A 13,732-nucleotide genomic window follows, 5' to 3' on the forward strand; every position below is an offset into this window, starting at 1 on the left:
TTCCAAAAAGAGTGGTTCTTGGTTAAAGAGAGTGGTTAATTCTAGTGACTATATCATCCTCTGCACTATAAACCTCTTCTGAGTATTCAGCGCTTGGCTCTTTTATCGTTGCACTATTGTCAAGATCTTCTAGGCGTTCAGCATCTTGCTCTTCTATCATATTATCTGCTGCGAGTATTTTTTCTCTTTCTTTTATTAGTTTGGAAATCTCTACAAATGATTCCGGATCTTTTCTTATTAATTGAGAAAAAAGATTGCTGTGTTTATTAAGCACGGTGTTTACTTTATTTTTTTCATGCACAAGCGTTTGATAAATCTGCTCAGGCGTTTGCTTTTCAAAAGTTAACAACCAGTTTACAAAAAGGCCTTTCTTTTCTTTAACAGAGGTGTTTTCTTTACATTTTAAAAGCATAGATATCACTCTCTCTTTCCAGAGAAAATCATAGCCATCTAGTTTTTTAATTGTACCGTCTTTTTCTGTGTAAGCAACTTTAGTGCCGTATTGACGGTGCCTTTGTTCAGCCCTTAATTCGTCGGTTAATGCTTTTTTTTCTCCACTACCTTTTGGCGCTTTGCCTCTTTGCTTCTCTTTCTTTAAATATGCTTTTTCATCTACCTCTAAGGCAAGCGTTACTTTTCTTTTAAACTTTGGATCAATAATGGCAAGGGTTGTTCTTGCAATGACAGGGACGGGAGTTGACTTAGGATTTTCTGTTTTTCTTAAATTATTTATAGTTCTATATAACTTGGCTCCATAGGATGAATTATTGTTATTATCTGCGCCTGCTTTGCAAGATACTAAATTAATCGTTGCATTCCTATTATGGATAAGATAATTACTTACTCTAGCAATGTCTTTATCGCTGATTGGTTGACCGCCGGGCAAGCATATCTCATCAGCTTTGGAACTATAATGGCCTATAATATATACTCTTAGCTTGGCGGTATCTTTTGGATCGGTAGCGCGCTTAAATTCCGGAGGGGATTGTAATCGCTCATTTAATTGACGAAATTCTTCATAGGAAAACACTCTACAGGAATCTTTTGCACTAGGGTGCATAATATCCCACTTCTGCTTTAACACTTTTCCACTACTAGATAATTTAGCACCTGGCTCAGACAAATCAATTATAATTTGTTTCTCGTGCATATATTAAACAAGTTGGACAATAATATTTAATTATAATGTTTTTTGTATATAAAATATACTCATAAATTAAAATATATATAAATTGATTGTATGTACTTAAGTTAGTTACTGGGATAAAGCCGTTACAAAAGGCTTTTTTAAGTCTCACTAGGACTTGTTGCCTAGAGACCTAGAAGAAGCGGGCTACGAGGCTAGCATCGTTCTCGCTTCTTGGCGAGCAAAGGGCGACACAGGATTTTTACGCAAGCTATTTGAACCGCATTATTTTAGTCAATATATCATTGGTAAAATGAGGGATGAGAGCTGGAAAAACTTAGCGAAACCTGATCCATTTTGCAAATATACGAGGTAATCGTGCACTTGAAATTAAACACGGGCTAGATACGCATGGTGCTAAATTGAATGGGCATGATTTAATTGCTTAATTACTGGTATTTAATAGTGTTGTAGATACTGCCTTTAGCAATGAAACCCTTTTAAAGGCAATATCTAGGCTTACTAGTTTTAACTTATATTGAAGGTTGATCCATTTGGCTAATAAGAATGCCAGTTGCGGCTGTGGTTACACCCAAAACGCCTATAGCAACTGCTCCTTTATTATTCCAAAGTGCCTGGAAGAATGACGGCTTCGTGTTTTGTTTTTGATCTACTAAGTGTTGCGGTGCTTTTGCCTTATTTACAACGGCTTCTTTCTGTTTAAGCGGATTTTGACTTGCTAAGAAAGGACAGCGCATAAACGCTTGGGTTGAAATACGGTCTCTAACCATTGCCTTGTCAACTGCTTTCGCTTCAGCGTGAGCCAGCGGTTTTATGTCTAATTTGTTAGCCAAATTAGGATTTAGATGAAGAATTAATGGGTCTAAGCCCGCGTTAATACCACGTGATAGTTCAGGTTGGCTACTCGTTAATGGCGATTGCTGAAGTTGAGAGCCGATACTACGTAATACCTCTAAAGTTCGGCTCAATTGCTGTTGTTCATTATCTGTTAAATTAGCTAAAACTTCAGCACTACTCACGCCAGGCTTTGAAAATTTACATAAGAGCTCGGCAGTATTATTTGTTCCAAGACTTTTACGAAGCATGTCTATCAGATTTTGACAATAATCAAATTGGACGCCAGCAATAGGTTTACCCTGATCATTGGTAGGTATCTTTGCTACTTCTGAAATTAACGAATTAAGGAGCTTTTCACCTTCCTCTTTTCCAAGAATATCCACAAGAATACGATATAATGTACTATTTATAGGATCTTGTTGAGCAGCATAAGCTTCTGGTAATAACTGCTCAAGAATCAGCTGTTCAGCGACTAATTCCGCTGTGGCAACAACTGCTGCCACGTGACTGCCAGTGTTAAATGAGGGTGCTACTAATGTCCCATTGACTTCTGAATCAATAAGCGTCACAGCTTGCGAAATAATGGGCATATCTTCAGATGCTCTTAATAACGGCTGTCCTGTACTGTCTTTGATATCAAAGGCATAGGCAATCGCTTTTAAATTGTTAGCTGTTACGGCAAACGTGTTGGTAAACCTTAAGGGCAATACCGAGCGTGTACTGTTAGGTTGGCTTACCCTTAATCCTTGCACCATTTCATCTTGCAGCGCGCCCACTAGAAAATCATCAATTAAAGACGGGTCTTTATCTATGGCAGTTTGTAAACGCTTGTAAGCAACTTGCAGTGAACTATCAAGCATGCGGCGAGGATCAAAGTTATATTTTTGTAAGTAATCAAAAATGACATACATCGCATTAAAAGCTTGATTTTGAATAAATAATCCTAAGCCACGGGAGTTAGTTAGGTTACCGGCTTGAAGAATTTTTTGTTGAGCAGGGCGTTTTTCATAAAATCCGCCCTCAGCAATTGCTGATACACGAATAATATCTTCAGTGACTTCTTGCGGAAGAATCTCACCGGTTTCCTTATGAACAATCCATCCTAAAGGACTATAATTGGCGCTATCTTTTGTAATTGCAATTGCTAAACCGTTGCTTTCTTGAGTAAATTCGTGCTTATCGTCTGTATAAATAGTTAATTTTCCAATATCAGCTTCAACGAGAGGAATCTGTTGTTCTTCAAAAACAACGTGATAAGATTTTCCTGAATGACGTAATTGCTGATCTACTTTCGCTCTATTCTCTAGACCAAAGTTAGCTGGGCAAGGTAAATAAATAAAGCCTTGTTTATTTAGTTCATATTTCATAGACCGTCCAACATTCCAGACAGGCGCATGAATAATATCCCACAACTCTTGCTCTCCATAAGTCGTCATTCGATTTACATGAACTAAGGGTTGAGCAAATTCATTTAAAACTTTAGAACGTCCTAAGGGTTGGTGGCTGGCAAATTCAAGGGTTTTTTCAATAGCTTTATTGTTATTTTTACTTGTAAAAAATAAATTTGTTTGATCATTACCTTGAGCCACCCGTTCAATGGGATCTTCGACATAATTAGTTTTAGAAACTTGCTGTAATAATCCTGCGCGCTGCCCTTGCCCTAAATGAAAGCGAATGACTAATGCACCAATATTTTTGAATCGCTCAGTAAATATTTGTAAGGGCGTTAATTCTAAATTATCAGCGACGTAGTTATTATTCTTAAATGAGGCTGGGGTAAATTGGACACCGCTATAAGAGAGCGTTATTCCTTTGTAGCTCTCTTTATCGCGCCTGATTTGCTCAACAATAGATTCATTGTTCTGCATTTAATTACTCCTGACATTATTATTTATGAAAAAAACATTTACTTTAAGGATCTTATAAAAACAGTTTGTTAAAAAATTCACGTATGCTATCAGTGAATTCTTAAGGAATAATTAATAGTGAGAGGAATAACTGTCTTAGTTTTTTATTTAAAGTGCTTTAAAAGCTCACTTATTGGGTAAGAGTTTTTGCTGATATAAGCTATATGAGGTTAACGGGAGGCATTTAGGTAAATCATGTCTATTGGCCAAAAGTGCCTACTTCCTAGCTAGTAATTGCGCCATTTTTTATCTATTTGGCGGATAATGCACCTGCCTAAGTCTCTGCTATAATGTATAAAAATGTTGTAGATTTACCGAGGTTGTTATGCAGTCAAGAGACACATACCCTGAGGCATCTAATTTACCAGGAGAACTACTAAGGGATATGGAGTCCCAAGCTAAGAATGTTGTGGCTTATTTACAAGAAATATCGAATATTAATGGTGAATCTTTCCTTGCGGCTTTGAAAGGTAAAGAATCGTTACGAGGCAATAATTCTAGTGGCCGCTTATTTTATGAGGCAAAAATTTATAGACCATCTGGCGAAGACAGTAAGAGTGAAAAATCACGAGAGCAAATAGTTCAAGAAGAGATGGACGATTTTTTTAAAAATGAAAGATTGGTTGAATATACCATGCAGCGGGTAGCACGTTTTGAACCTATTATGAATGAGAAGAGCATGGGGTTTACGAAAGATTTTGTTGAAGATTTTTTTAAGCCCATAGAATCAAGTCAAGAGTGGCAAGCATTTTATGAAGATAGAAAAAGAGCTTTAGGAGAGGCAGAAGCGGAAAGTTTAGCTCATGGCATAAAAGGGGCTTTTGCTTATAAAGTGATTGGTATAATCCCACAGGAAAGACGAGAAGCAAGAAAAGATAAATTATTAGCTAAATTTTTTTCTAATTACCCTAATATGAGTGTTCCAATTCAGGAATATAAAGAAAAAACGCTATATCAACTTACTAACTTGCAAGACGAGATAGAAAGAAAATCTAAGCAGCTTAGGGATTTAACGCTAGGAGATACTGCAGCTAGGGAACAGCATGGGGATTATTTGCTTGGTCTCATGCAAAGCTTAGAAGGAAATATTACTAGAGTATTAACCATGCCTGAATTCGCTACATTGGGAAGCGATACACGTGATCATTTTCTTCTTAATGATATGGCATCAGTGCTTTTTGATATAAAAGCAAGCTTAAGGAGTCTCAACGGGATTGTCCAAGAATCTACATTAAAAGCTTGTCAAACCGAGCTAGCTAAAAGCATAGTTAGGCTTATTTCTGAGCATAATCAAAAAGGTGAGTTAGCTAATCTAGATTGGGACAATCCAAAAATGATGTCCTTAGCTGACTTTGCAATACAGCATAGATCGGATTTTCGCGATCATTTTCTAGGAAGATATGCAAAAACTTTTGAGTTATTTAAAACTAAAACAGCGCACGGGAACTTTGCACCTGAGGAATACCGGAATGAAACGCTATCTAGACTTAATATGTTAGATGAAGAGATAGCAAGAAAGGCTAATCAACTAAAGACTTTAACTTCCGATAGTGGGCACCTGGAAGCTGATTTACTTAGCTTATTAAAAAACTTAGAAAAAAATATAATTAGTGTATTAGCAATGCCTAAATCGGATGCATTGGGTAGTCATACACATAGCCATTTCTCTTTTAATAATATAGCATCAGTACTTTTTGATATAAAGGCAATATTAGAGAGCCTCAGGAAAGTTGTAAATGAATCTACATTTACATCCTATCAAGTTGAGTTAGCGAAATGTGTGGTTAAGCTTATTAATGAGTACAGTCAAAGGGATGCATTGGATGATTTAGATTGGAACAATCCAAAAGCGTTGACTTTAGCTAATTTAGTAACGCAACATAAGTCAAATTTTCACCATCATTTTATTGAAAGATATGCAAAAGCTTTTGAGTTACTTGAAACTAAAGTTAATCAATATAAAGAAGAGACCAAACTGAAAGCTCCGGGTAGCTTCTCAGTATTTAGTTCTAGCGAGCAAGGAGAAACTAAGGGAACTGACCACGAGCCTCCTGAGTATAAAGGCTAAATACTTGCACTAAGTGGCATGTTTATTAATTTTCCAAATAAATAGTTACTTAAATAGAAATTTACTTATTTGAGAACTAATTAGCTATATTAGTTTTGGTGTAATCTGATAGCTCACCTGAAAAATTAATTAAACTAATTTAGAGCTTATTCTTGAAATCCTTACTCTTATAAAAGCTTATTATTAATAACAGGTTCTTCTTCATTTATCTCCTCTCTGCCTGGAAGGCTACCTGATGGTTTAAATACGCTATTTTCAGCTAGATGTAAATTCCTATTAGCCGGCTTATTTTTTTTGTTATATTGTTCATGCTCCTCATCTAATTTTCTTTTAATATTTAGGGATGATGGAGGCTCTTTAAGCTCTTCTTGAGATATAGGATTTTTAAAATCAGTCGTAAATTGATTTTTTAGGTTTGTATATTCTGGTTTGCCTTCTAAATTAGAAGAATTATTGAGGATTAAATCCATGTTTAGATTATCATTATCTATTATCTCTATCACATGGTCTTGTTCATTAAAGTTATCAAAAAGATTTATCTTTTGATTTTTCTGAATCACTAAAAAATCATGTTTCATATCAATAAAGGTAGGCGTAACGGCAAATTCTTTCATGAAATAGTCTTTATACTGAGCATCTACTTCTGCAAAGTATTGCTCTGTATTTGGTCTTTTGAATTCTCTATTATTTTGCAGACAAAATTTTTTTTCATCTTCATAATCTTCGGTATAAGCTTTAAAATAACGAGCTAAAGTCACTTTTAAAGTCCCTTCTTTTAAGCCTGAGAGATTATCCATTGCTTCTGTAATAAATTCTTCAGACATAAAAGACGAGTGCATAATAGCTAGTTCAGTCCCTTTACTTATAATAACTGCATAACAAGAGCTATGCCCATAGGAGCAAATGCCATATTGACTGTCACTAAGCCACTTTATTTCTTCATCTTGCTCAACATCATCTAACTGAGTCATCATAAAACTATCATTAGGATCTAATTTACTTCTAACTTTAATAGCAATCATATAAAAATAGCTTGTAATATTTAGTTAAATATAACTATAGGCTATTATTCAAAATTTATACAATAATTATAATTTTTACTCAGAAAGTTGCAACTAGTAGTAGAAGGTAAATTAAGATCAATCCAGTATGAATATGGAAAATTTGCCAGTAATTTAGATCGGCTCAGGACACCGCAGTCAAGCCGTAGCACATAAGCAGCAGGTAAAAGGTCAACAGGCCCCAATAAGACCTTTTTAAATTACTTCATCTAAAAACTTAAAAAACTTTTCCATTGCAATTTTAAAATGAGCAGGCTCTACACCAAGCCGCATTCTAAAAAAGCCGGGTAAATTGAAACACTCCCCAGGTAATACTGAGACGCCTGTTTGAGTAACTAATTTCTCGGCAAATCCATAAGAATCGTTGGTAAATTTTAGCTTTGGAAAAGCAATTGTTCCGGCATTGGGTTCAATCCAATCAATATATTGAGAGTAATGCTCCTGATATTGTTTAAACAATTTTTTATTTATTAAAATCCATTGTTTGTATTTTTTGGTTAAAACAGTGTGGTTTTTTATAATTTCATAAGCTAAATAATCAGCCCCTTTAAATAGAGAGTGTGTTGTTAGGCATTTAAAAGCTAAACAACGATCTAAGAGTTCCTTTTGTGCAACCATCCATCCTACTCTTAAACCGACACAGCCATAGCATTTTCCAATAGAGCCTAAACCAATAACCCGAGGAGAATAATTAATAAATGAAGGCACTGTATCAGTATCATTATGCGGCAGTAATCTATAATGCTCATCAACTACGATATCGCACTGATAAGCTTCTGTGATAGTTAACAACTCCTCAAACTCTTGCTGCGAATAAGTTACACCTGTAGGATTGTGCGGAGTATTAATCAAAATGGCTTGTGTGTTTTTATCTAAATTATTTTTTATTTCCGAAATCGGTAATCTAAATTGCATATCAGCTGAAATTGCCACTTTACGTACTTCAAAGCCGATAGATTGCGGAACGTCATATAGGGAATGGAAAACAGGAACAGTGACAATGACATTTGCACCCGGCGTAAACCGAGTACTAAAATAGAGAAGGATTGCTTCAATCATTCCTGTCGTTACCAGTACATTTTCAGCTGAAATTTGCTGATATAATTTGCTAATTTCGTTTCTAAGCTGTAAAGAGCCTCTGGTGTCATTATGCTCAAAATCAATGTGTAAAAAATCTTGAATTTTTTTATCAGAATCCAGAACATCTTCTATCTTTAAACTAGCAACATCACTTTCACCAAGGTTATAAGGTACCTTCGCATAGGTATCTAACCATTGATACAATAAACTCAATTCCATATGAAGTCTCCTTTAGTCATTATTTCTAAAATTTCTATTAAAGTTGATTTTTTCAGCCTCAGCATAATTCTTTAATAAACTAACTATGCTGGGTTTATTATTTGACGAAATGAAAATTCCTCCCATGTTGGCATTTACCTTGGCATATTCCTCATCGTTTAGCAAAATTGCATGTAATTGTTTAAGTTTCCAAAAAGGCACCTTCGGGAAAAGATGATGGGCTAGGTGTAAGGTCTCCATATGAATCCCTGTAAAAAAATACTCTAGCCAATGACTATTGCGATTACGTGTCATATAAATATCAGTGCCATTTTTCATTAACGGCGCATGCTCTGCTAACTCAATAAACCAATTAATTAATTGAAAAGTAGTAAATAAAGGAATTAACCAGAATAAGAAAAGAAGGGTTAAATACCCAGTGATATAACAGATAGTTAAAATAATAGACCAATAGATGCCAAGCAATAATAACTCCCATTTCTCCACAGCTATTCTACCTGTATATAATCTTGATTTTATCGAAAAATAGAAATGACTTGGTACTGTAAATTTCAGACAAGGTATAATAAAAAGTTGACGTAAATATTGAGCAGGGGATAGGTTAGTATCATAAACTCCTTTTTCTAACATATAGCGGTAATCATCATCCTTTTCAGGATCACCAAAATTACCATGGTGCATACGTAAATGAGTATCTTTATAAGCAGAATAAGTATGGAAAATAAGATACCCACTCATAAAAGTACCTAAAAATAAAGTAAGCAATCTGCTCTTAGCAAGAGAATGATGGGCAGACTCGTGTAAAATCGTTGCCAGAGCACGCTGCCGCGAGCCAATAATAAGAATGGATAAAGGGTATAAAAGATAATGAGAATAAAGGGTTAAAGTAATAGCCAATAAAATGACCATATAATCAGATACTACTGCTACTAAGCCATGATAATTATCAAATTGGTATAACTTACTGATGTTGGCACGAACTTCGGGTGAAAAAACATAACGCTTGCAAAACTTCTCCATACTTATTCCTAAGTATTATTACAATTATTACGCTCCTTTAAGTGTTTAAATCCTTTTTTAGAATACATAGATAAAATGTATAGTAGTAAGGTATAGTATATGTGCTAATTTTAGTCAAAATGTTTTAAATAAATTAATACTACTCCCATTTAAGATTGGCTATTTAAAAAATCTTCATAATTAAACGTTTTAATTAATTCAATGTGGCCATTTGGTTGTTTTATAGCTATTGAAGGCATTCTTAGGCCATTAAACCAATTTTGTTTGACGATGGTATAACTACCGGTGTCTTTAAAAGAAACCCGACTTCCTGGCTTTAGTTCTTCTTTAAAATTAAACTCTCCAAATATATCCCCAGCCAAACAGGAGTTTCCAGCTAGAATATAAGTATAAGGGCCTTCATTCGGCTCAACCTGTGCAGGTATAGGAAAAGAAAGAATTTCTGGCATGTGGGCGTCTGCAGAACAATCTAATATGGCAATTTTTCTTTCATTTTCAATAATATCGACAACCGTAGTCTCAAGGCTTGCTACTTGATTAAGGACAGCCTGACCTGGCTCAAGATAAACTTGAACTTGATATTTGGTTATAAATTCTTTTAGCCGCTCTGCAAATTGATAAATTGGGTAATCTGGATTGGTAAAACTTATTCCCCCGCCCAAATCTATCCAATCAACTCTATGAAATAAATGGCCGTATTTGTTCTCTATTAGACATAAGGATTCATCAAATTTCTTATAATTATTATTTTCACAATGAATATGAAACATAAACCCGGAAATATCATCCAAAATCGCTTCAATATGATTAATATTACTTTCACCGAGTCTGCAATAAGGCCTACATGTATTACTAATATCGTGAGGAGAAAAACTGTAGCCAGGATTTATTCTTATCCCACTAATTTGCTTATTAACCTGTTTTCTAAAATATTTTACTTGGCTAGCACTATTAAAAATAATTTTATCTGCGTAATCAATAACTTGCTTAAAATCGTCATCACTATAAGCGACGCTATAAGAAATACCTTCGCCACCAAACTTATCATAACCTAATTTCACTTCATAGGGAGAAGAGGAGGTAAAACCGTCCATATATTTATTGATTATGTCAAATAATGCCCATACCGAGAACGTTTTTAAGGCAAATAAAAACTTAGCCCCGGATTTTTCTTTTATTTTTTCAATAATTTCAAGGTTCGCCAAAAGTTTTGCTATATCAATCACATAAAAAGGGGTCTTCACTTACTTCTCCTTATGAAACTTAAATCCCTAACTACCTTTTATTTATCAAAAGTTTATTTATCAGTGTTTGTGGTGCTAACTTAATTAAAGGGTAGACCGCTTTCTCTGGGACTCTGAGCCATGTAAAAATATTAGGATTTATTTCTGGCGAGTAGCTGATACTTTTTGATAGCGCATAGCCAACTACTTTTAATTTATTGATATAGTTAGCATGTGTTGCAACATCCTCTCGTACTTGATCACAATCAATAAATGCTGGGTAACTGCATTCTGAGCCTAAAAAAAACTTACCAGAAGTACCTTTAATGATGTTAACGGCAAATCCTATTTTCTTTAGTAAATGAAACAATTTAATGTCCATGACCGAGGCATAATAGCGCATGTCATTTTTTAATGAAAATCCTAATATAGAAAGATACACACCCAGGCCGATTGCAAACCCTGAAGATGCGCGGTATTCCTTTACTATTGATAGGGTGGTTATATCGTAAATAGAATTTAATACGTTGGATAGATTATTTAAATGAATGATTTCTTAAATATCACAAGACCAAGGTGGTTCCACGATAGTATGAAATGTTTTAAGGCCTAATTTTGAAGGGCGCATCATCCTTACCGAACCAATGGGCAGGTGCTTTTCATGGTCAATAACTAATAAAAAATTTGAATAGGGCATATAAGCTTCATACTCACTATTGAGTAATTCTTCATCATTGTTATAGGTTTCCCAAAAGACTTTTGCCTCAACATATCGAGCTAAAAGACAAAAAGGACTATCTGGCTGGAGAAAATAAATTCCAAATCTTTTTTTTGCGTGTATATTAAATTGGGTCATGCAGTCTGAGGCCATTTCCTTTAAGGTTTCATCTTTGATTGTCAATAGGGAATTTGGCATACAAGAGGCTCCTAAAACAAAAACTAGCTGACTAATTATAGCACAGCATAAGCTGTTAATTTTTTATGGGAAAAGTATGGAATTGCTAGAGTGGAATATATTTAAGTATTTATTTCTAAAGAAGAAATCAGCATATTAATTATACTGGGAAATTAGGGTTAATTAAGTCTGACGAATTTTTTATCAGACTTATTTAGGGTAGTTGATACTTATTAATCTATTTTAGATATGAGTATTAATTTCTAGTAATATCTTTATTTTCATTGACATACCAAACCCCTAGATCCCCACCTGTTGTACGATAAGTGCAAGACCATTCACCAAAATAATAACTAGGGCCATATGCAAATTTTAATGAACTCAATTCTTTTTTCATTTCATTTAAAGCCTCTGTCTCTGTGTCAGCGGAAATGGAGGAAAAACTAAATTTCCATTTATCGATAGTATTATAATTATCAAAAAAATAATGCGAATCCCACAGTCCTTTAATGTGATAGGGAAAGCCATTCGCATCACAACATTTATTTTCAGGCTTCCTTGTTTCAATTAAATGTTTTGCTTCCAGGACAACCTTTTCTTGCAAAGCTGAAACTGCAGGACACTTTTCTGGCCTACTATAAGCAAAGTCCTTAGCCACTACATTAGCAGTACAACAAATACCTAAGGTAATCATCAATGTTGTATTTTTTATGTCCATGTTTATCTCCGGATAAAAAATTAACATTAGATGACACGAAGTTTATTTTCAATTAGTTACTGGCGGGTAATTAGCGTTAGTTGTAGAGCAAATTACCCTTATAGTTCTTTAAATTCGATGTTAAATTTGCTGTACAATCTATTTATTAATAGTTAATTAATTTTAGATATTAAGGCTAATTTCAGAATCATCTTCGTCAGATACATCCTCTTTAAACTCTTGTTGGCTTATTTGCAATTTTTCTTTTAAATTAGTTATAAGTTTCTGAGTAGATGTTTGCTTTGAGCTAAATTCAGGTTTTAATATATTTCTTTGCTGAGCAATAATTTCGCTAAGTGGAGCGCCTTGGTTGGTTTTTTTGCTCTTAAAGTGAATACTGTTTTCCCAATTACTAATGACATCAAGAAAATTAGTTTGAGCCAAATCCGCATTAATTATATCTTGCTTTAATTTTTCCAGCGCAAAAATTTTACGTTCAGGGCTACTAAGAAAGAAATTGCGTTTACTTTTTTTAAGTTGCGTAATTTCTGCATCAATTTGAGCAATTATAGGAAAAGGGTCGGCACTTAAATGTTTTTTAGTTTCATTATTATAGTAATTATAATTATGTGTATTTGTATTTTTTTTATCTACGTGAATTGTAGAAATAGGTATGTCTGGGTTATTTTCAGCTTTATATTTTTCGCAACTTTCAATTACTTTCCGATTATCATCAGCAATAATGATACTACTAACCCATTCAGGTTTATTAGCCATAAAGGCTTCTAGCAGCAGGCCTTTTGTATGACTGTATCCTTCATGAATTGCTCGTTGATCACCTAGTAGCTTTGCTACATCTCCTCTAGGGTTCATGTTGTGAGACAAATGAAACCCTGGTTCTTTTTTAGGGTCTGCTATATCAGAATTATAAACATCTAGAGCTTCTTCAAATGCGCTGCCAAGTCTGATTTGGTCCAAAGGCCTTGGATTTTTTAAAGCGTCACGATAGGCACTAAATTCTTCAGCAATTTCTTCATCATCCAGAATTGAATCAAGAGCTTCTCCTGCTAAGTTTTTAATTGCACCAAATCTAGGAGAATATAATGCTTCTGTAAAATTATATGCTTGTTCACCCTCTTCCTGCCTGGCTTCCTTATCATCTAACTTTGTCCATACTAAATCTAAGGGCGTAATAAACCCATGTACCTTAAACCCACTGTTTTCGAGCTGCTTTTTTAATCGTAATCTTTCCTCTAGAGATGAGCTTTTAAAAGTCATATCCGTAAATAAATATATATCATTTACATGATTATCTTTTAAACTTTCAAGTAATGCGGTATTTAGTTCATTTTCTATTAAAAGGGTATCGTCTATATCAAGCAGGGCAACTGGGCGGGCCATATTAAATCCTAATTTTCTTTTATAGTTATGTGATTATAACATACAGAGAGCATTGTGAAAAATAATTGATCTTATTGTTGGTATTTTATAACCAGAGGCGGCTTTCCTAAAACGGCGCTTAATTAAGACTCTTGCAAGCTAAAATATCATAAATTCCTATGGATTAAATTCAGAAGT

Annotated in this window: 11 protein-coding genes; 1 reads left to right on the top strand and 10 read right to left on the bottom strand. The window is 34.4% G+C overall.

Translation table 11 applies throughout. The features are described from left to right. Positions 1 to 22: 22 nt before the first annotated feature. On the bottom strand, positions 23 to 1,150 hold the full coding sequence (locus DYE47_RS05240; RefSeq protein WP_115302254.1) for a hypothetical protein: 1,128 nt from the start codon (positions 1,148 to 1,150) through the stop codon (positions 23 to 25). Positions 1,151 to 1,659: 509 nt separating this feature from the next. Further along, positions 1,660 to 3,852, bottom strand: a complete 2,193-nt coding sequence (gene ceg17 / locus DYE47_RS05250; protein WP_115302256.1) for a Dot/Icm T4SS effector Ceg17 — start codon at positions 3,850 to 3,852, stop codon at positions 1,660 to 1,662. Between the two features lie 448 nt (positions 3,853 to 4,300). Between ceg17 and DYE47_RS05255 the strand changes: the two genes are divergently transcribed. After that, positions 4,301 to 5,959: a hypothetical protein gene (locus DYE47_RS05255; RefSeq protein ID WP_131750059.1), complete on the top strand. Its 1,659-nt coding sequence runs from the start codon at positions 4,301 to 4,303 to the stop codon at positions 5,957 to 5,959. 167 nt (positions 5,960 to 6,126) lie between these two features. On the opposite strand, the gene DYE47_RS05260 is transcribed toward DYE47_RS05255, so the two are convergent. From DYE47_RS05260 to DYE47_RS05295, 8 genes are all read right to left on the bottom strand, one after another. After that, complete coding sequence (locus tag DYE47_RS05260; RefSeq protein ID WP_115302258.1) at positions 6,127 to 6,981, bottom strand: hypothetical protein; 855 nt, start codon at positions 6,979 to 6,981, stop codon at positions 6,127 to 6,129. Between the two features lie 234 nt (positions 6,982 to 7,215). Further along, a complete protein-coding gene (locus DYE47_RS05265; protein ID WP_115302259.1) occupies positions 7,216 to 8,319 on the bottom strand; it encodes an aminotransferase class I/II-fold pyridoxal phosphate-dependent enzyme in 1,104 nt (367 codons plus the stop codon). 12 nt (positions 8,320 to 8,331) lie between these two features. Further along, a complete protein-coding gene (locus DYE47_RS05270; protein ID WP_115302260.1) occupies positions 8,332 to 9,339 on the bottom strand; it encodes a fatty acid desaturase family protein in 1,008 nt (335 codons plus the stop codon). A gap of 149 nt (positions 9,340 to 9,488) precedes the next feature. Next, positions 9,489 to 10,583 carry a carboxynorspermidine decarboxylase gene (locus DYE47_RS05275; RefSeq protein WP_115302261.1) on the bottom strand — a complete coding sequence of 365 codons (1,095 nt, stop codon included), beginning with the start codon at positions 10,581 to 10,583 and terminating at the stop codon, positions 9,489 to 9,491. Positions 10,584 to 10,614: 31 nt separating this feature from the next. Continuing rightward, positions 10,615 to 11,004: a hypothetical protein gene (locus DYE47_RS05280; protein WP_147285926.1), complete on the bottom strand. Its 390-nt coding sequence runs from the start codon at positions 11,002 to 11,004 to the stop codon at positions 10,615 to 10,617. Positions 11,005 to 11,118: 114 nt separating this feature from the next. After that, positions 11,119 to 11,478 carry a hypothetical protein gene (locus tag DYE47_RS05285; RefSeq protein ID WP_115302263.1) on the bottom strand — a complete coding sequence of 120 codons (360 nt, stop codon included), beginning with the start codon at positions 11,476 to 11,478 and terminating at the stop codon, positions 11,119 to 11,121. Between the two features lie 235 nt (positions 11,479 to 11,713). Next, entirely contained in the window at positions 11,714 to 12,175 is a 462-nt protein-coding gene (locus DYE47_RS05290; protein WP_115302264.1) for a hypothetical protein, read from the bottom strand. A gap of 162 nt (positions 12,176 to 12,337) precedes the next feature. Continuing rightward, on the bottom strand, positions 12,338 to 13,555 hold the full coding sequence (locus DYE47_RS05295) for a hypothetical protein (protein ID WP_115302265.1): 1,218 nt from the start codon (positions 13,553 to 13,555) through the stop codon (positions 12,338 to 12,340). Positions 13,556 to 13,732 lie beyond the last annotated feature (177 nt).

It is taken from the genome of Legionella beliardensis (assembly GCF_900452395.1).
In the GTDB taxonomy this organism is placed as follows: Bacteria; Pseudomonadota; Gammaproteobacteria; order Legionellales; family Legionellaceae; genus Legionella_C; species Legionella_C beliardensis.

Coding starts and splice junctions, on each gene's coding strand:
- DYE47_RS05270 (WP_115302260.1), bottom strand. CDS start 9,339: ATGGAGAAGTTTTGCAAGCGTTATGTTTTTTCACCCGAAGTTCGTGCC.
- DYE47_RS05265 (WP_115302259.1), bottom strand. CDS start 8,319: ATGGAATTGAGTTTATTGTATCAATGGTTAGATACCTATGCGAAGGTA.
- DYE47_RS05285 (WP_115302263.1), bottom strand. CDS start 11,478: ATGCCAAATTCCCTATTGACAATCAAAGATGAAACCTTAAAGGAAATG.
- ceg17 (WP_115302256.1), bottom strand. CDS start 3,852: ATGCAGAACAATGAATCTATTGTTGAGCAAATCAGGCGCGATAAAGAG.
- DYE47_RS05260 (WP_115302258.1), bottom strand. CDS start 6,981: ATGATTGCTATTAAAGTTAGAAGTAAATTAGATCCTAATGATAGTTTT.
- DYE47_RS05290 (WP_115302264.1), bottom strand. CDS start 12,175: ATGGACATAAAAAATACAACATTGATGATTACCTTAGGTATTTGTTGT.
- DYE47_RS05295 (WP_115302265.1), bottom strand. CDS start 13,555: ATGGCCCGCCCAGTTGCCCTGCTTGATATAGACGATACCCTTTTAATA.
- DYE47_RS05240 (WP_115302254.1), bottom strand. CDS start 1,150: ATGCACGAGAAACAAATTATAATTGATTTGTCTGAGCCAGGTGCTAAA.